The organism is Paenibacillus popilliae ATCC 14706 (genome assembly GCF_000315235.1).
In the GTDB taxonomy this organism is placed as follows: Bacteria; Bacillota; Bacilli; order Paenibacillales; family Paenibacillaceae; genus Paenibacillus_B; species Paenibacillus_B popilliae.
On record NZ_BALG01000026.1, the window covers coordinates 36,738 to 55,738 of the forward strand.

Here is a 19,001-nt window from a genome sequence, read left to right on the forward strand (position 1 = left end):
TCGTCTAGATCCTGGCTTATTTTACTACATCCACATCAGTAAGCTTTTTCTCCACCCTGTGCGAGAACAGATCGGTAATGATTATTTGGCGGATCTCCTATTGGAAGACTTGATCAAAGAAGGGCTTTCCGGTGAGCAACTACTGACAACATTCCGCGAAAGGCAAGCCGAACAATGTTGCCATTAAAAATGTAATTGCCGAATCCGGGGAAGCCGCTCGAAAATATAGAACGGACAACGATGAAACGGAAGAACTTTTTGGCGATATCATGGAGGATTAAATGCTTCCCGTTACGTATATAAGTCCTGCCAAAAGATATTTCAAAAAGCTCGTTGAGAAACCGTTAAAAAAAGCCTATCTTGATGCCATTACCACGATTCGGAGGGATCCTTTGATTGGAAACCCAAAAACAGGTGATATAACTGAGGTCTATGGGTATGATCTCTTTTATCAAGGCACCAACTACGAAATTGTGTATCGAATCGAGGAAAATGAGGAAGGTGAGCTGGTCGTCGTTATTTTAGCCGGTTCAAGAGAACATTTTTATGATGAATTGAAGCGCTATCTTAAAAAGTAAATATACGACAAAAAGAGCCGGCACAACCACCGACTCTTTCCTCTTATTGTATCGGCGCCTTCAACGGCATTCCCGGCTTGCGCGGGTACGCTTTTGGCGTCGATCCTTTTTTGGCAATCATGATGATATGGCGCTCCGACTGTTCCACCGGCAGGGTGAGCTTATGATCCGCCAGGAAGGAGCCCTGCAGCACCTGGAGGCTCTTCGCCGCCTCGGCAATCTCCTCGGCCGGATTCGTCCCCTTCATCGCGGCGAACAGGCCGCCCGCCTTCACGAACGGAAGACAGAATTCGTTCAGCACATTGAGGCGGGCTACGGCGCGAGCCGTCACCAGATCGAACCGATCCCGGTATTGCGGCTTGCGCGCCACTTCCTCCGCCCGGCCATGAATGCATTCGACCCCGGTCAGGCCCAGTTCTTGCACCAGATGATTCAAGAACTGAATCCGCTTGTTCAGCGAGTCCACAATCGTCAGTTGGACATGCGGAAAGAGAATGTGGAGCGGAATGCCCGGGAACCCTGCTCCCGAGCCGATATCGGCCATGGTGGCGACATCCTCCAGGTTGACATAGGCCGCCAGCAACAGCGAATCATAGAAATGCTTCTCATAAACTTTATCCCGCTCGGCAATCCCGGTCAGGTTCATCTTCTCGTTCCATTCGATTAGTATATGGAAATATTGCTCGAACTGCTCCCGCTGCCGTTCGGTGAGCGTCCATCCGTGCCCGGCCAGCCAGCCGGCAAACTGTTCTCGTACGGCGTCCATAAGCTTGAATCTCTCCGTCCCATATATGAAATCCCGCGCGCGGCGAGCAGGCTCTAGCCGTTGCGGACTTCCTCCTGCTTCACGGCCGTCACACGGTTGTAATGCTCGAGATAGACAAGCAGGATGGAAATATCCGCTGGCGTCACCCCGGAGATCCGGGACGCCTGACCGATCGAGATCGGCCGCACCTTTTCCAGACGCTGCTTCGCCTCGGACGCGATGCCCTGCACATCCTGATAGTCGATAGCGGCCGGAATCCGCTTCTTCTCCATCTTCTGCAGCCGCTCCACATGCTGGAGCTGCTTCTCGATATAGCCGGCATACTTAATCTGAATCTCGACCTGCTCCTTCATCTCGTCATCCAGCTCATACGGAGATGGGAACAGCTTTTCCACTTGAGCGTAGGCCACTTCAGGACGACGCAGCAGCGTAATCGCATCGCAGCCGTTCACCAGCGGAGCCGAGCCCGCTTCGGCGAGCAGCGCTTGGACCGCTTCATCCGGCTTCACCTTCGTCGCACGCAGCCGTTCCATCTCCTGCTCCACGAGCTCCATCTTGCGTTGGAAGGCCGTATAGCGCTCTTCGCTAATCAAGCCGATCTCATAGCCGAGAGGCGTAAGGCGAATATCCGCATTGTCATGGCGGAGCAGCAGACGGTATTCGGCCCGCGACGTCAACAGACGGTATGGCTCCATCGTTCCCTTCGTCACGAGATCGTCAATCAAGACGCCAATATAGCCTTGGGAACGATCCAGAATGACCGGCGCCTTGCCTTGGATTTTGCGCGCCGCATTTATTCCGGACATAATGCCCTGCGCCGCCGCTTCTTCATACCCAGACGTTCCATTGATTTGTCCGGCCGTGTACAGGTTCTCGACCCGCTTCGTCTCCAATGTTGGCCACAGCTGCGTCGGCACGACCGCATCGTATTCGATGGCATAGCCGGTGCGCATCATTTCCGCTTTTTCCAAGCCCGGAACCGAACGGATGATTTGCAGTTGAACGTCCTCCGGCAGGCTGGTAGACAACCCTTGAACATAATATTCGGACGTATTTTTCCCCTCCGGCTCCAGGAAAATCTGATGCTTCGGCTTGTCGGCGAAGCGGACGATTTTGTCCTCGATGGATGGGCAATAGCGGGGTCCGGTCCCCTCGATGACGCCGGAGAACATCGGCGCCCGGTGCAGGTTTTCGTTGATAATCCGGTGCGTCCCCTCCGACGTGTAGGTCAGCCAGCACGGCAACTGCTCATTATCCGACGATTTGGTCTCATAGGAGAAGAACTTCGGATGCTCATCCCCCGGCTGAATCTCTGTCTTCGTGAAATCAATGAACTGCTTATGAATGCGCGGCGGCGTTCCAGTCTTGAACCGCACCATCTCGAAGCCCAGCTTGCCCAGGCTCTCCGACAGCTTGATCGATGGCTGTTGATTGTTCGGCCCGCTCTCGTACATCAGCTCGCCGATAATCATTTTGCCGCGCAAATACGTCCCGGTCGTCAGCACGACCGCCTGAGCCGCATAGCGGGCGCCGGATTGCGTCTCGACGCCGACGCATTTGCCATCCTCCACGAGCAGCTCCTCCACCATGCCCTGACGAAGGGTCAGATTCGGCGTCGATTCCACCGTTTCCTTCATCGCCTGCTGGTACAGCACCTTATCCGCCTGCGCGCGCAGCGCATGTACCGCCGGTCCTTTGCCTGTATTCAGCATGCGCATTTGAATAAATGTTTTGTCGATATTGCGGCCCATCTCGCCGCCCAAGGCGTCGATCTCGCGCACGACATGGCCTTTGGCCGGCCCCCCGATCGACGGGTTGCACGGCATGAAGGCCACCATATCCAGATTTATCGTCAACAGCAGCGTATGGCAGCCCATCCGCGCCGTCGCCAGCGCCGACTCGCAGCCGGCGTGTCCAGCGCCGATGACGATAACATCATAATGTCCCGCATCGAATGGCACCGTATCCCTCCTCTATTCCCCTCTTCGTCCCGCCTTCTTATTTGCCGAGGCAGAATTGAGAAAATATTTGATCAATCAGCGAATCGCCGGCGGCATCGCCGATAATTTCACCTAACTGCTCCCAGGCCGACCGCACATCGATCTGAATCAAATCGATCGGAATGCCTTGACGGGAAGCGTCTATCGCATCATCAAGCGCCTGGAACGCCTTCTTCAACAGCGCAATATGGCGCACATTGCTCACATACGTCGGATCTCCCGCTTCGATGCCGCCGCTGAAGAGCAGGGCCGAGATCGCCTGCTCCAAGGCGTCCACGCCCTCCTGCTCCTTCGCCGACATGCGGACAATGGCGTCTGCGCCGAACGTATTTTCCAGTTCGCTTATCTCGATAAGTTGAGGCAGATCCATTTTATTCACAATTACAATCACTTGTCTACCCACAAATTCCTTCATCCATTCCCGCTCATCCTCGTGCAGCGGCTCGTTGTGATTCACAACGAACAGGATCAGATCCGCCTCCAGCAGGGCGCTGCGGGAACGCTCCACGCCGAGGCGCTCGACGATATCCGTCGTCTCCCGGATACCGGCCGTGTCCAGCAAGCGAAGCGGTATGCCGTTAATAGTGACGAATTCCTCGATCACGTCGCGCGTCGTGCCGGGAATATCCGTGACAATCGCCTTATTCTCCCGGGCCAGCGTATTGAGCAGCGACGACTTCCCTACATTTGGGCGCCCGACAATCGCCGTAACAATGCCCTCTCTTACTATTTTCCCCTCGGACGCCATCTTTAACAACAGTTCTATCTCTTTTTTGACTTGGCCGCATTGCTCCTGGATGAAGGCGCTCGTCAACTCTTCCACGTCATGCTCCGGATAATCGATATTTACCTCAATATGGGCCAGCGTCTCGATGAGCGTGTGGCGCAGCACATTGATTTTCTTCGACAGATGGCCCTGCACCTGCTTCATCGCCACGGAGAAAGCCCGATCCGACTTCGAGCGGATCAGGTCGATGACCGCCTCCGCCTGCGACAAGTCAATGCGTCCGTTCAGGAAAGCCCGCTTCGTGAACTCCCCTGGCTCCGCAGCCCGAATCTGCTGCTCCAGCAGCAGATCCATGACTTTGCGAATCGAAATCATCCCTCCGTGCGTATTGATCTCGACAATATCCTCCTTCGTGAACGAGCGGGGCCCCCGCATCACGTTCACCAACACCTCCTCAACCCGCTCTCCGGTCTTCGGATCGACGATATGGCCGTAATGAATCGTATGCGTGTCCGCCTCGGTCAGCTTCATCTTAGATGGGAACAGCTTCTCCACTTCGCTTAGCGCACCTTCCCCGCTCACCCGAATCACCGCGATTCCACCCTCGCCCAGCGGCGTCGAGACGGCTGCAATCGTATCATACATCATGTGAACTCCCTCCTGTCTTCGCACATCCTTCTATCCTATACCTATACCGGACATCGAATTTTGTTAAAAAAAAGCAATGATTACCCCCGACATCGGCGCAATCATTGCATTCGTGCTTGAATTCCACGTCTATATAATAATGAATATTCCGATCATACCATACGGATTATTTCACGGAAATAACGATGCACCGATTCGGTTCCACGCCCTTGCTGGAGGTCTTCACTCTCGGATGATCCTGCAGCTTGGCATGAATGATCTTCCGCTCCTGCGGCGTCATCGGCTCCAGCACGACCTCCTGTCGGTTGCGAACCGCCTTGTTCGCCAACCGGTCGGCCAGCGCTTCCAGCGTTTTCTTCCGTCGCTCGCGAAACTGCTCTGCATCAAGAATTATTCGAAGGTGGTGCTTAGAATAACGGTTAGCGACCAGACCCGTCAAATATTGCAGCGAATCCAAGGTCTGGCCCCGGCGCCCGATGATGAGTCCGAGATCAGATCCGCTAAGGTCGAACAATACGGTGTCCTTGCGCTTGCGCACAGATACGTCCACTTCTAAACCCATCGCCCGGGTCGCGTTGATAATGAACCGTTTCGCCTCTTCGATTGGATCGGGGCCTTGCTCCGCAGCTTCTACCCCGGCTTCGGTGCCTGGCAGCGCCGCCTCTTCCTCCGCCTTCGCTCCCGCAGCAGGGCTCGGGGACGGCGGCTTCTCAAGCAGCGTCAGCTCCACGGTGGCCGGGCGCACCCCAATCCATCCGAACAATCCGCGCGAAGGCTTCTCCAATACGCGGACGGTGACGCGATCTTCCGCCACCTTCCATTGCGCCAATCCGTTTTTTATTGCATCTTCGATCGTTTTTCCCGATACAATCAGCGTGTTCATTTCGACGGACTAACCTCCTTATCATTATTGCGATAAAGGAAATAATTTTGAACGATCGTGAACAGGTTGCTATATATCCAGTAGAGCGGCAGCGCCGCCGGGAAGTTTATCGACATGACAAAAATCAAGATGGGGAACACGTACAGCATGAACTGCATCGGATTTGGCCCTTTTTGCTGTGCGCTCATCATCTTCGTCTGAATGAACGAGGTCAATGCAGCGACGATAGGCAGCACGTAGTACGGGTCGCTTTGTCCCAATTTGAGCCATAAAAACGTGTGCTCGCGAATTTCCGAGTTCATATAAATCGAGTTGTACAGCGCGATAAATACCGGCATCTGAATAATCATCGGCAAGCAGCCGGCCAGAGGGTTGACATTATGCTGCTGGAACAGCTTCATCGTCTCTTCTTGCTGCTTTTGCGGATTGTCGCCATACTTCTTCTTAATCTCGTTAAGCTTCGGCTGCAGCTTCTGCATCTCCTTGGAGCTGCGCATCTGCTTCACGGTGAGCGGTAAAATAAGAGATCGGACAATGATCGTAAGCAGCAAAATGGCGAGGCCGTATTCTCCCTTGAACCATCCTGCAAACGTATCCAGAGCGAACGAGAAATAATAGACGACGTTGCGCTCCCAGAAGTTCCCATTGAGCAAGTCTTCTGTCTTCAATGTCGTGGTCGATGTCGTACACCCGGTCAGTACAACCAGCAACAGCACGGATACCGCCACGAAAAGCCATTTACGATTATGAAACAACTTCTTCAGCGACAATAGCAAAAACTCCTCTCTTGATCCATCCGATTCCAAAGTAAATATATCATATTTTAAACGCTAAAGGAAACGGTCCAAGCCGCTGTCTACTTGCCTATGGCTTGAACACCGATCCCTTGCGCATCACATGATATACGCTCTTCGTCAATTGATCGTAATTCATCTCGGTCGCGCCTTTGCGGACGATAAAAATCAAATCGACATGATCGATAATCCGATCGGCCCCCCGTCTCACAATCTCCTTGATCATTCGCCGCATGCGATTGCGCATGACCGCGTTGCCGATCTTTTTACTGGCCGAGACCCCTACGCGGAACCTCTCCACCTGCGGACGTTGGAAAACATATAAGACCAATTGATGATTGGCGAAGGAACGGCCATAACGGTATACCCGTGAAAAATCGGTGCGTTCCCGCAACCGGTACTTTTTGTGCACGCGCTTACTCCTGCCCTTCTCACGAAACCTGCAATAATCTCTGCCGGCATTCCATTAACCAAGTATATGCTTCCGCCAGGCGGAATAAACGATCACCGACTGCCGCGGCAGCAGATGATTCGGAAACAAGCAAAAACGACCCTGTTGCCCCTTGCCGCTGCCGGCCTCTCTGTTAGGACATTCATGGCTTGTTCTATACTGCAGATCGCTATCCTCTTGACCCCTCATATTGCAGATTGAACGGTCTCTATATTATAGAGGTGATTGAATCGCAGCGGTCCCCTTGTAAGAAAAAAAGACCACCGTGGTGGTCTTGCATTCACGCGTCTTATGCGCTCAGTACTTTTCTGCCTTTTTGACGACGAGCAGCAATAACGTTACGGCCGTTTTTCGTGCTCATTCTTTTACGGAAACCGTGAACTTTTTTACGTTTGCTCACATTTGGCTTAAATGTTGGTTTCAACGAGTGCACCTCCTCGAATGAGATATGTCATGGGAGTCCCATTGATTGCGTCAGTTCACACTTTCGCACAAAATTCCTTTTTACATTAAAACAGAATCCCACTTAAAAGTCAATGATGACGTTGGGCCCCTCCTTTCCCAATCATAGAACGGCTATCTCCGGAACTTGTCCGCAACCCGATTTGCATTCCCACCCTGCCACGAAGTTATTCACATGTGCAAAACGGACGAGAAATCGACAGGTTTCCATGACGGCTTGTGCACAACCATTTATGCACAATGTCCACTCATGTCGAATGGCAACAAGTTATAAACAATATCTTGTGGTGTGCATAATTATTGTACACAAGTTATTGAGTTTGTGGATAATTATCGAGGCATCATTGAAAAACAAGGCTTCTTCTGCTATGATTATATTGTTTTTCGGTTGTGAATACCCGCTGTGGATATTTGGTTATCAACATCCTGTGGATAAAGTTGTGAACAACTCGATTATAACGTTTATATACGGTTCGACATCTTCTTGATATTGTGGATAATATAGTATTCGAATCGCTATATCCCGACGTCGTGCCCGTTCGCTTCGCGGCAGCGCGCAAGCCGAACGCCGTCATAACATGTCAGCATAGACCCCGACAATACGCCCTTCCTTATAAGGGCTTTCTGTGCCTTGGAGAGCCCTTATTGCGTCTTGTCGGGGCCCTTGTCCTTTTTTTAAGGAACGGCGAAGCACGCCGGTTATCGCGTCGCCTGACGACGCAGAAGGTTTGAAGGAGTGAAACGATCTGTGGAGCGCCAAGCGAATGAACATTGGCAGGAAATATTGTCCGTCATCCAGACCAAGCTTAGCAAACCGAGCTTCGATACCTGGTTCAAAGCCACGCAAGCGATCAAGTTTACGGACACGCAACTACTGATTACCGCACCGACCACATTTGCGGTAGAATGGCTTGAAAGCCGTTATACGAAGCTGGTTAGCTCAACTATCTTAGAAATTACGGGCAATCAGGTGGACGTCAAGTTCATCATCGAGGAGGCGGCCCACGCGGAACCGGACATTCCGCAGCCACAGAGCCCCCCGGCCCGCCCTGCCGTTCAGGATGAGCCGGCTTCCACCATGCTCAACCCCAAGTACACGTTCGATACGTTCGTCATTGGCTCGAACAACCGTTTCGCCCATGCCGCTTCGCTCGCGGTGGCGGAAGCGCCGGCCAAGGCATACAACCCGTTGTTCCTGTACGGGGGCGTCGGCTTGGGCAAGACCCACTTGATGCATGCGATCGGCCATTACATTTTGGAGCATAATCCGGCGAGCCGCGTCGTATACACCACTTCTGAGAAGTTCACCAATGAATTCATCAATGCGATCCGGGATAACCGGGGGGAGGGCTTCCGCAATAAATATCGGAATGTCGACATTTTGCTCGTCGACGACATTCAGTTTCTCGCCGGCAAGGAATCGACGCAAGAAGAATTTTTCCATACCTTCAATGCGCTTCATAACGAAAATAAACAGATCGTCATCTCAAGCGATCGTCCCCCTAAAGAGATCGAAACGCTGGAGGAACGGCTTCGCTCCCGGTTCGAATGGGGTCTGATTACCGATATTCAGCCCCCTGATTTGGAGACGAGAATCGCGATTCTGCGCAAAAAGGCGAAGGCGGAGAACCTCGATATTCCGAATGAAGCGATGGGATATATCGCGAACCAGATCAATACGAACATTCGTGAGCTGGAAGGGGCTTTGACCCGGGTCGTTGCGTTCTCGACGATGACGAACCAGGATATAACGACCCATCTAGCGGCGGAAGCGCTGAAGGATATCATTCCGTCCAGCCGTCCGCGCATGATTACGATACAGGACATCCAGCAAAAGGTAGGCGAGTTCTACGGGATGAAGATGGAGGATTTCAAGGCGCGAAAGCGGACGAAGGCCGTCGCGTTCCCACGGCAGATCGCCATGTATCTCTCCCGCGAGCTGACCGATTACTCCTTGCCCAAAATAGGGGAAGCCTTCGGCGGCCGGGATCATACAACTGTCATCCATGCGCATGAAAAAATTACTCAAAACATACAGCAAGATCAGGAATTATACAAAGTGGTTCAGAACCTAATCGACAAAATCAAAAATCTGACGCTGTGAACAACATAACAAGCCTATGCACAATCTATACACATGTGGATAGGCTTTACTTTATGCGTATTCCGGATAGTTATCCACATATTCAGCATCCCTACTATTACTATTACTTTAAAAAGATTAATATAGATCATCATATAACGACTAACGACGCGAGCGAATTCCGCTTCTCATGAATCACAGCGCATAATAGCGTTAAGGAGTGACGAGATGAAACTTTCCATATTGAAAAATGAACTGAATGAAGCGATACAAAATGTATCAAAGGCGATTTCCAGCCGGACGACAATTCCGATTTTGACCGGAATTAAGATGGACGTGACCTACCAAGGCGTCACTTTGACGGCCAGTGATACCGACATTTCGATTCAATGCTTTATTCCAGTGGAGGATGACCGCCAGACGATTGTCCAGGTGGACAAGCCGGGCAGTGTCGTGCTGCCGGCCAAGTTTTTTGTCGAGATTATTAAGAAGCTTCCGTCCCAAGACATTGAAATTGAAGTCCAAGATCATTTTCAGACCTTTCTCCGTTCTGGTTCGACCGACATCCAGATGGTAGGCCTCGATCCGGAAGAATATCCGGTGCTGCCAAGCATTGAGGAGAACGAGATCATTCGCGTGAACGGCGATTTGTTGAAGACGATGATCAAGCAGACGGTATTCGCGATTTCCACCAATGAGACGACACCGATCTTGACTGGCGTGCTGTGGAGTTTACAAGAGGGGAACCTCAAGTTCGTTGCTACGGATCGTCACCGTCTGGCCAGCCGCATCGCCGATATTCAAGCCGAAGAAGAGATCCACTTCAACAATGTCGTCATTTCCGGCAAGACGCTTAGCGAATTAAGCAAGATCATTCCAGATCAGAATACGATTGTCGACATCGTTGTAGCCGACAACCAAGTATTGTTCAAGATCGAACGCGTTCTGTTTTACTCGCGAATTTTGGACGGCACTTATCCGGATACTTCCAAGATTATTCCGCAGCAGTATAAAACAGAACTTGTTTTGGATACAAAAAAATTGACGGATGCGATCGACCGCGCCTATTTGCTGTCGCGCGAGGAGAAGACGAACATTGTCCGTCTGCAGACCAAGGAAGACGGCAAAATCGAGATCTCGTCGAGTTCCTCAGAGCTAGGGCGGGTCACCGAGCATCTGGATGTCAAGGAATTCAACGGGGAACCGCTGCGCATTGCGTTCAACTCCAAATATATGCTCGACGTGTTGAAGGTCGTTGAATGCGAGCATATTTTCATCGGATTTACGGGCGCTATGAGTCCGATTATCATTAAACCAACGGAGAAGGTGAACAGCCTTCATCTCATTCTGCCATACCGGACGACCAATTAATCGGAGCAGGCAGGGGAGCGCAGCCGCAGGGAGGCTGCCAAGGAGGATACGATCATGAACGAGATTACGATTCATACGGACTATATTACGCTCGGTCAATTCCTGAAGCTTGCGGACTGCGCTTCGACCGGGGGACACGCCAAGGTGATCCTGGCCGAGAATCAGGTTAAGGTCAACGGAGAGCCGGAATCCCGCCGGGGGCGGAAGCTGTATGCGGGGGATACCGTGAACGTAGAAGGCTGCGGCGCTTTCCGCGTCTCTACCGTGCAGGAGGCATAGCTGGTGTTCGTTACATCCGTGGCGCTGAAGCAGTACCGCAATTATGAGGGCCTGGAGTTGGATACGAACAACCGGGTCAACATCTTCGTCGGCAATAATGCCCAGGGTAAGACCAATTTGCTGGAAGCCATCTTCGTGCTCGCCTTGACCAAGTCGCATCGTACCTCGAAGGACAAGGAACTGATCGGCTGGGAAGCAGATCACGCCTCGCTCAAGGCGAGCGTAGAGCGGAAATACGGCCAGGTCCAACTCGATCTGAGCATTTCCAGGCAAGGCAAGAAGGCGAAGCTGAACGGGCTGGAGCAGAAAAAGCTGAGCGGCTTCATCGGCGCGCTCAATGTCGTCATGTTCGCGCCGGAGGATCTGGAGATCGTCAAGGGCTCTCCAGGCATTCGCCGACGCTTTCTTGATATGGAGATAGGCCAGGTTCAGCCGAACTATTTGTACCATTTGCAGCAGTATCAGAAGGTGCTGATTCAGCGCAACAACTTGTTGAAGCAGATGTGGACCAAGCCCGGTGCACAGTCGGATACGATGCTCGAGATTTTTAACGAACAGCTTGTGGTCAATGGTGTTAAAGTTGTAATAAAGAGGAAACAATATTTACGAAAGCTGCAAGATTGGGCCGAGCAGATTCATGCAGGCATCACCAACGGGCAGGAAGCGCTTCGGATCGAGTATGTGCCTTCCTTCATGGCGGCGGAAGAAGATGACGCTGTTTTATTTGAACAATTTATGTTAAAGTTAACACAAATGAAAGACCAGGAGGTGCGGCGCGGCATTACGCTTGTCGGGCCGCATCGGGACGATCTCGCCTTTTTCATTAACGGCAAAGAAGTGCAAACGTTCGGTTCGCAAGGTCAGCAGCGAACAACGGCCTTGTCCTTGAAGCTGGCCGAGATTGAGCTGATGCATGAAGAAATCGGTGAATATCCCGTGCTGCTGCTGGACGATGTGTTATCCGAGCTCGATTTGCACCGCCAGACGCAGCTCATTGAGACCTTTCAAGGCAAAGTTCAGACGTTCATCACGACGACGGGCATCGAGGGCATCAACATTGGCCGGCTTCAGGATGCAAATATGTTCCACGTGGAAAATGGGCAAGTCATGCGTTAAGGGGGAAGTCCGATTGTATATTCACCTGGGTGGGGAAAAGGTCATTCGTTCCTCGGAACTGGTCGCGATTTTCGATGTTTCGATTCAGAAATCATCGAAGCTGTCCAAGCGATTCGTGGCGAATGCCCATAAGGTCAAAAGGGTAGAGGCGATAGGCGAGGAGGAAGCCAAGTCGATCGTCGTCACGAAAGGAAAGGTTTACTTTTCGCCCATTTCATCTACTACGCTGAAGAAGCGGGCACGTCATTACAACGAGTAGGCATACGACACTTTCGCTTGGCGGATCGTCTGGTGCCGGAGGGCGCCGGAAATGCCTGCAAGCCGCATCGTATAGCGGATGAACTAGCAGCAGAACTGAAAAATAAGAAGTAGGTGAGGGCATGTCATTGAATCAAAACACTTATGATGAGAGCCAGATTCAGGTCCTGGAGGGCCTGGAAGCGGTTCGTAAGCGTCCGGGGATGTATATTGGTTCTACTAGCGTCAGAGGGCTTCATCATTTGGTATGGGAAGTGGTCGACAACAGTATTGACGAGGCGTTGGCCGGTTACTGTACGAAGATTCAAGTGATCGTGCATGAAGATAACAGTATCACGGTCATTGATAACGGACGCGGTATTCCGGTTGGTATCGAGCAGAAGATGCAGCGTCCGGCCATAGAGGTCGTCATGACGGTGCTTCACGCTGGCGGGAAGTTCGGCGGCGAAGGCTATAAAGTGTCCGGAGGTCTGCACGGCGTAGGGGTGTCCGTTGTCAACGCATTGTCGGAGAGCCTTATCGTGACGGTCAAGCGGGACGGCCATATCTATCAGCAGGAGTACCGTCGCGGTGTGCCTCAGTATGATCTGAAAGTGCTCGGTGACACCGACGAGACAGGGACGACGATTCGCTTCAAGCCGGATGCCGAAACCTTTACCGATACGCTCGTCTATGATTATGAGACGCTGATCTCTCGTATCCGCGAGCTGGCGTTTTTGAATAAAGGCATTGAAATGGTGCTCACGGACGAGCGGACCAACCAGACAGAGATATTCAAATACGACGGGGGGATTATCGAATTCGTTGAATATTTGAACCGCAACCGGGAAAGAATGCATGAGCCGCCGATCTATGTTGAGGGGCAGAAAGATTATATTACATGCGAGATTGCCCTTCAGTATAACGATAGCTATACGGAAAATATTTATTCCTTTGCCAATAATATTCATACACATGAAGGTGGGACCCATGAGTCCGGATTCAAGAGCGCACTGACACGGATCATTAACGAATATTCGCGCAAAATGAACCTGATGAAGGATAATGTGTCCAACTTAAGCGGGGATGATGTGCGTGAAGGCTTGACGGCGATCGTGTCGGTCAAAATTCCGGAACCGCAATTCGAAGGCCAGACGAAGACGAAGCTGGGGAACAGCGAAGTGCGCAGCATCGTCGAGTCTTTGTTCGCCGAGCGGCTGATGGAATTTATGGATGAGAATCCAGCCATCTCGCGGAAGGTGGTCGAGAAGGGATTGCAGGCGGCGCGCGCGCGGGAAGCCGCCCGCCGTGCCCGGGAATTGACCCGTCGGAAGAGCGCGCTTGAGGTCAGCTCGCTGCCGGGCAAGCTGGCGGACTGCTCATCCAAGGATGCCTCCCAGTGCGAGCTGTTCATCGTCGAGGGGGATTCTGCGGGCGGTTCGGCCAAGCAGGGCCGGGATCGCCACTTCCAGGCGATTCTTCCGCTTAAGGGGAAAATTTTGAACGTCGAAAAGTCCCGTCTGGACAAAATCTTGTCCAATGCTGAAATCCGGGCGATCATTACGGCTCTCGGCACCGGGATCGGTGAGGACTTCGATCTGGAGAAGGCCCGTTATCACAAAATCATTATTATGACGGATGCCGACGTAGACGGCGCGCATATCCGGACGCTGCTTCTCACGTTCTTCTACCGCTACATGCGGAAGCTTATCGAGGCGGGCTACGTTTATATCGCGCAGCCGCCGCTCTTCAAGATCGAGCGGAACAAGGTCGTCCGGTACGCGGACAGCGAGAAGATGAGAGACGAGATTATTGCCGAATTTGGCGAGGGCGCCAAAGTCAACGTGCAGCGCTACAAAGGCCTCGGCGAGATGAATGCCGAGCAGCTATGGGAGACAACGATGGATCCCGAGAGCCGCTCCATGCTTCAAGTCTCCTTCGAGGATGCGAAAATGGCGGACGAAGTGTTTGACACATTGATGGGCGATAATGTGGAGCCGCGCCGCGATTTCATTCAGCGCCATGCCAAATTTGTCAAAAATCTTGATTTTTAAGCGGCAGCATGCAAGCCCCGCCCGGTCCTGTAAGGACCGGTTTTTTTTGGTACATTGCCCGTCACGCCGCGGGATGATTAAGAGAAGCGTTTGCGTGTGCGGAGTCGACCGTAGGCGACACCATATTTGCGGATGCGGCGGTAATCGCACTGACTGAAATTCATGTTCCGGAACGCGGTGATATCCGGCTTCGTGTTGACTTCGAATATCCACGGATAGCGGTCTTCGTCCAGCCCGACATCCAACCCGATTTCCTTGAGGCCGGGGAATTTTTTTTCTAGTTGGGCCGCCGTCTCTACTCCCAACTGCTTGAGCAGGGCGATCAGGCGGAGCTTTTCTTCCTCCGCCATGTTGTTTTTGAGGAGCGTGTTAATATCAGCCAGCTTGCCTCCGCAACTGAAGTTAGTGACGACATTGCTGGAGCCGGCCACTTTACCGAACACGGCTGTCGATACCCAGCAGCCTTTCGGGCTTATTTGCGTCAGAACACGAATATCGAAATTTTTGCCTTCATAGGTGAGAAGATGAATTCCCTTCTGAATCAAATAAGGATTGGATCCGATTCGTTTGACGAGCGCGCGGTGCAATTCTTCGAACGTGGAATAACGGAACACCTGCGTCTTGGCCATCAGATGATACCCCTCTTCCTTCCGGACCACCCGCATTACGCCATAACCATGGGTACCCCGATTCGGCTTCACATAGACCATGTCATGCGCCTCGAGCATGCTCTGCAGATGGTTATCCGTGAAGGGGTGCGTCTCTGGAATGAACGCATTAAGCTCAGCGGAGCGCTGCAAGACCAGCGTTTTTTTCAACTTACTGGCAACACGTCGTATGGCCATTCAACCACCCTTTCCGATCAAACCTGAGTGCGTCATCTTTTCTAGTAGTCAAGTATGGTATAATAAAGGATATGTTGTCATAAGTCGATTTGAAAAGAACAATAGCCCATTTAGCGAAAGGAATCGTTCGGTTTATGGTTCATTTGGCGTAACGTTTAATTGTACATCTTTTGTGAAAGTAATATAATGAAAATAGCGTGGATATGGACTTGGTGGATAATGGGCAGCTCACTAGGACGGCTGCTCTTATTCATACAGGGAAACGGTTCGATCCCGATCAGGGCAATGGAGCCGTTTTCGCTTGTTAAGCAAACTCATTGCTTTTTGCCATACATTGTGGACGCTGTGAACAAGAATGATGAGGAGGTCCAGCATGGCGGAAGAAAAACAATCGCAAATTAAAGATCGCGACATCGGCATGGAGATGCGGGAATCTTTTCTCGATTACGCGATGAGCATCATTGTTAGCCGTGCGCTGCCGGATGTGCGCGACGGACTGAAGCCGGTTCACCGCCGGATATTGTATGCGATGTCCGAACTCGGCATGGCGCCGGACAAGCCATATAAGAAGTCGGCAAGAATTGTCGGGGAAGTCATCGGTAAATATCATCCTCACGGTGATTCGGCGGTCTATGAGACGATGGTGCGCATGGCGCAGGACTTCTCTCTGCGTTATATGCTGGTCGACGGTCACGGGAACTTTGGTTCGATAGATGGGGACTTCGCGGCAGCGATGCGGTATACCGAAGCGCGTCTGTCCAAGATTGCGGTGGAGCTGCTGCGTGACATTAATAAAGATACAGTAGATTTCGCCCCGAACTATGACGGGGAAGAGAGGGAGCCGATCGTGCTGCCGGCGCGGTTCCCGAACCTGCTTGTCAATGGGGTATCGGGGATTGCGGTCGGTATGGCGACCAACATTCCACCTCATAATTTGACAGAGGTCATTGACGGCGTCCAGGCGCTTATCCGCAATCCGGAAATTATGCCGCTTGAGCTGATGGATTATATCAAGGGGCCGGATTTCCCGACGGCTGGACTGGTTCTGGGCCGCGAAGGGATTCGCCAAGCGTATATGACCGGGCGCGGTTCGGTTACGATGCGGGCGAGAGCAACGATTGAAGAGCATAACGGCAAAGCCCGCATTCTCGTTCATGAGCTGCCTTATCAGGTCAATAAGGCGCGGCTGGTCGAGAAGATTGCCGAACTGGTCCGCGAGAAGCGGGTCGAGGGCATTACGGATCTGCGCGACGAATCGGATCGCAACGGCATGCGGGTCGTGATCGAGTTGCGCCGGGATGTCAATCCGAGCGTCGTACTGAACAATCTGTACAAGCATACGGCGTTGCAGTCGAACTTCGGCATCAATATGCTGGCGCTCGTCAATCAGGAGCCGCGCGTGTTGAACCTGCGGGATATGCTCTACTATTACCTGGAGCACCAGGTCGACGTCATTCGCCGCCGCACCGAGTTCGATCTGAAGAAGGCGGAAGCCCGTGCTCATATTCTGGAAGGGTTGCGCGTGGCACTTGATCATCTCGATGAAGTGATCGCGTTGATCCGCAGTTCCCGAACGGCCGATATCGCGCGCGAAGGCTTGATCAACCGCTTCCAGCTATCCGTTGAGCAGGCTCAGGCGATTCTTGATATGCGCCTGCAGCGCCTGACCGGTCTGGAGCGGGAGAAGATTGAAGAAGAATACGCAGAGCTGATGAAGAAGATTGCCGAATTGAAGGAAATTCTGGCAAGTGAACAGCTGGTGTTGAATATTATTAACGACGAATTAGAAGAAGTGAAACAAAAATATGGTGACGAGCGCCGCACGGAGATTACGATCGGCGAAGATAGCATTCTCGACGAGGATCTGATCCCGCAAGAGGATGTTATTATCACGATTACCCACAGCGGCTACATCAAGCGCCTGCCGGTTACGACGTACCGCAGCCAGAAGCGCGGCGGACGAGGCGTAGTCGGAATGGATACGAAGGATAACGACTTCGTCGAGCATCTGTTCGTCACCAATTCGCATCACTACTTAATGTTCTTCACCGACAAAGGCAAGGTGTATCGCATCAAGGCATATGAGGTGCCTGGCTTGAGCCGCACTTCGCGCGGAACGCCGATTATTAACCTAATTCAGATCGAACAGGGAGAAGCGGTCAACGCCGTCATTCCGGTGAAGGAGTTCGAAGCGGACAAGTTCTTGTTCTTCGCTACTCGTTATGGGATCGTGAAGAAGACGCCGTTGGATGATTATGTTAATATCCGCAAAGGCGGACTCATTGCCATCAACCTTAGAGAAGACGATGATCTTATCGGGGTTCGTCTGACGGATGGGGAGCAGGAGATCATAATGGGGACATCGAATGGGATGTCAATTCGATTCCCGGAAAAAGATGTCCGTTCTATGGGACGCTCTGCTACCGGCGTCAAAGGGATTACGCTCGACGATGATGACTTCGTCATCGATATGGACGTCGTCAGTGAGGACAATGATGTCCTTATCGTCTCCTCCAAGGGCTACGGCAAACGGACCCCAATGAGCGAGTATCGTATCCAGAGCCGCGGGGGAAAAGGAATCAAGACGATTAACGTGACGGATAAAAACGGCCCTGTCATCGGCTTGAAGGTCGTCCAGCCGGAAGAGGATCTAATGATCATCACCTCGCTCGGCACCATTATCCGGATGAGCATGGCAGGCATCTCACAGATGGGACGCTATGCGCAAGGGGTCAAGCTCATTAATATCCGGGAGGATGACAGTGTAGCTACCGTCAGCCGTTGCGACAAGAATGAAGAACAGGATGAAATGACGGACAGCGATGAGGAGCCGGCGGGCCAGAAAAATGGTCCTGATGCAGATGTACCTGTAGCCGATTCATCTGGCGGCGCAGACCATCCTTCATCCTAATTTGACACGAAGGGGCGCATACCCACAAGATGCGCCCCTTTTACATGTATCAGACGGTTATTACACCATGGAAGTGCTTCCTGATGCAGTCTATTATTAACCTCTCCCCTGCGGTCGGTTCCGGAATTTGTCGAAGCAGCTTCCCGCAAGGCGGCGGCTGTGCCGGCCAGAGACAATTCCGAGGATGCGTTCCATGCGATGAGCTGAATCGGGGCTACAAGCGCGCCACTTCTCCCTATTTCGTATCTGGAGCAGTTGCAGGAAGAATCGTTCGGCAAGCTGGACCCGCAGCTCGTGTCGACGTTCATCCAAAAAAGTGACGTACTTGCACAGGGCAGCGCTGTGCAAGTGAACGAGACCGGGTAGGCAAGATTGTCTTCATGGAGGATCGGCATCCTATGCGCCGTGGGTATCGGTGGATGGGCGAGTCGTGCATCTGTTGGAGGAGCGAATCTGTGGATTAAGAAAGTAATGAACGGCTGATTTCAAAATCCTATCGTTTCTGTTCAGATAGAGTTTCTTTTGCAGAGGGACTCTATTCTTTTCTTGATCTCCTTGTTAGGATCAAGCGATATGGTCAAGCGGAGTACGGCAGTACAGGCTGCATCAAGCGCGTGAATAATACGGCGGTAAGCGGGGTATGATATAGATTAAAAATCTTTAAATTTTTTAAAAAAACTTGCATTCGGATTCTAGCCATGTTATATTATATAAGTCGCCGCTGAGAGGCGCGGCACGGCAAGAAAAAATGAGATTGTTCTTTGAAAACTGAACAACGAGTGATGTTTGTGAAGAG

General features: G+C 52.0%; 16 protein-coding genes. 8 read left to right on the plus strand and 8 right to left on the minus strand.

Translation table 11 applies throughout. From position 1 onward, the window contains the following. Nucleotides 1–281 precede the first annotated feature (281 nt). A complete protein-coding gene (locus PPOP_RS03155; RefSeq protein ID WP_006284597.1) occupies nt 282–578 on the plus strand; it encodes a type II toxin-antitoxin system RelE/ParE family toxin in 297 nt (98 codons plus the stop codon). A 43-nt stretch (nt 579–621) separates the two neighbouring features. On the opposite strand, the gene rsmG is transcribed toward PPOP_RS03155, so the two are convergent. From rsmG to rpmH, 7 genes are all read right to left on the minus strand, one after another. Further along, nucleotides 622–1,344 (minus strand): 16S rRNA (guanine(527)-N(7))-methyltransferase RsmG, encoded by a 723-nt coding sequence (gene rsmG, locus PPOP_RS03160; protein WP_006284599.1) that lies wholly within the window; start codon nt 1,342–1,344, stop codon nt 622–624. Nucleotides 1,345–1,397: 53 nt separating this feature from the next. Continuing rightward, nucleotides 1,398–3,305, minus strand: coding sequence for a tRNA uridine-5-carboxymethylaminomethyl(34) synthesis enzyme MnmG (mnmG, locus tag PPOP_RS03165; RefSeq protein ID WP_006284601.1), 1,908 nt, complete (start codon nt 3,303–3,305; stop codon nt 1,398–1,400). A gap of 37 nt (nt 3,306–3,342) precedes the next feature. Then, entirely contained in the window at nt 3,343–4,719 is a 1,377-nt protein-coding gene (mnmE, locus tag PPOP_RS03170; RefSeq protein WP_006284603.1) for a tRNA uridine-5-carboxymethylaminomethyl(34) synthesis GTPase MnmE, read from the minus strand. A 166-nt stretch (nt 4,720–4,885) separates the two neighbouring features. Beyond that, nucleotides 4,886–5,602, minus strand: a complete 717-nt coding sequence (gene jag / locus PPOP_RS03175; protein WP_006284605.1) for an RNA-binding cell elongation regulator Jag/EloR — start codon at nt 5,600–5,602, stop codon at nt 4,886–4,888. After that, a complete protein-coding gene (locus PPOP_RS03180) occupies nt 5,599–6,372 on the minus strand; it encodes a YidC/Oxa1 family membrane protein insertase (protein ID WP_042227245.1) in 774 nt (257 codons plus the stop codon). Before PPOP_RS03180 ends, jag begins: the two co-directional genes overlap by 4 nt. A 94-nt stretch (nt 6,373–6,466) precedes the next feature. After that, nucleotides 6,467–6,808: a ribonuclease P protein component gene (gene rnpA, locus PPOP_RS03185; protein ID WP_006284607.1), complete on the minus strand. Its 342-nt coding sequence runs from the start codon at nt 6,806–6,808 to the stop codon at nt 6,467–6,469. A gap of 328 nt (nt 6,809–7,136) precedes the next feature. Next, the gene (rpmH, locus tag PPOP_RS19955; protein ID WP_006284608.1) at nt 7,137–7,271 is read right to left on the minus strand and encodes a 50S ribosomal protein L34; all 135 of its coding nucleotides are present in this window, start codon (nt 7,269–7,271) and stop codon (nt 7,137–7,139) included. A gap of 786 nt (nt 7,272–8,057) precedes the next feature. Here rpmH and dnaA point away from each other — a divergent pair. The 6 genes from dnaA to gyrB all read left to right on the plus strand — a co-directional run bounded on the left by dnaA (nt 8,058) and on the right by gyrB (nt 14,449). Continuing rightward, nucleotides 8,058–9,413 (plus strand): chromosomal replication initiator protein DnaA, encoded by a 1,356-nt coding sequence (gene dnaA / locus PPOP_RS03190; protein WP_042227246.1) that lies wholly within the window; start codon nt 8,058–8,060, stop codon nt 9,411–9,413. 207 nt (nt 9,414–9,620) lie between these two features. Next, nucleotides 9,621–10,763 (plus strand): DNA polymerase III subunit beta, encoded by a 1,143-nt coding sequence (gene dnaN / locus PPOP_RS03195; protein ID WP_006284610.1) that lies wholly within the window; start codon nt 9,621–9,623, stop codon nt 10,761–10,763. A 54-nt stretch (nt 10,764–10,817) separates the two neighbouring features. Continuing rightward, on the plus strand, nt 10,818–11,042 hold the full coding sequence (gene yaaA, locus PPOP_RS03200; protein ID WP_006284611.1) for a S4 domain-containing protein YaaA: 225 nt from the start codon (nt 10,818–10,820) through the stop codon (nt 11,040–11,042). A 3-nt stretch (nt 11,043–11,045) separates the two neighbouring features. After that, nucleotides 11,046–12,158 (plus strand): DNA replication/repair protein RecF, encoded by a 1,113-nt coding sequence (gene recF, locus PPOP_RS03205; RefSeq protein ID WP_006284612.1) that lies wholly within the window; start codon nt 11,046–11,048, stop codon nt 12,156–12,158. A gap of 13 nt (nt 12,159–12,171) precedes the next feature. Then, a complete protein-coding gene (gene remB / locus PPOP_RS03210; RefSeq protein ID WP_042227249.1) occupies nt 12,172–12,417 on the plus strand; it encodes an extracellular matrix regulator RemB in 246 nt (81 codons plus the stop codon). Nucleotides 12,418–12,538: 121 nt separating this feature from the next. Next, complete coding sequence (gene gyrB, locus PPOP_RS03215; protein WP_006284613.1) at nt 12,539–14,449, plus strand: DNA topoisomerase (ATP-hydrolyzing) subunit B; 1,911 nt, start codon at nt 12,539–12,541, stop codon at nt 14,447–14,449. Nucleotides 14,450–14,526: 77 nt separating this feature from the next. Here the strand turns inward: gyrB and PPOP_RS03220 are convergent, their stop codons facing one another. Continuing rightward, complete coding sequence (locus PPOP_RS03220; protein ID WP_006284614.1) at nt 14,527–15,294, minus strand: YheC/YheD family protein; 768 nt, start codon at nt 15,292–15,294, stop codon at nt 14,527–14,529. 373 nt (nt 15,295–15,667) lie between these two features. Here PPOP_RS03220 and gyrA point away from each other — a divergent pair, with 373 nt between their 5' ends. Then, a complete protein-coding gene (gene gyrA, locus PPOP_RS03225; RefSeq protein WP_006284615.1) occupies nt 15,668–18,205 on the plus strand; it encodes a DNA gyrase subunit A in 2,538 nt (845 codons plus the stop codon). Nucleotides 18,206–19,001 lie beyond the last annotated feature (796 nt).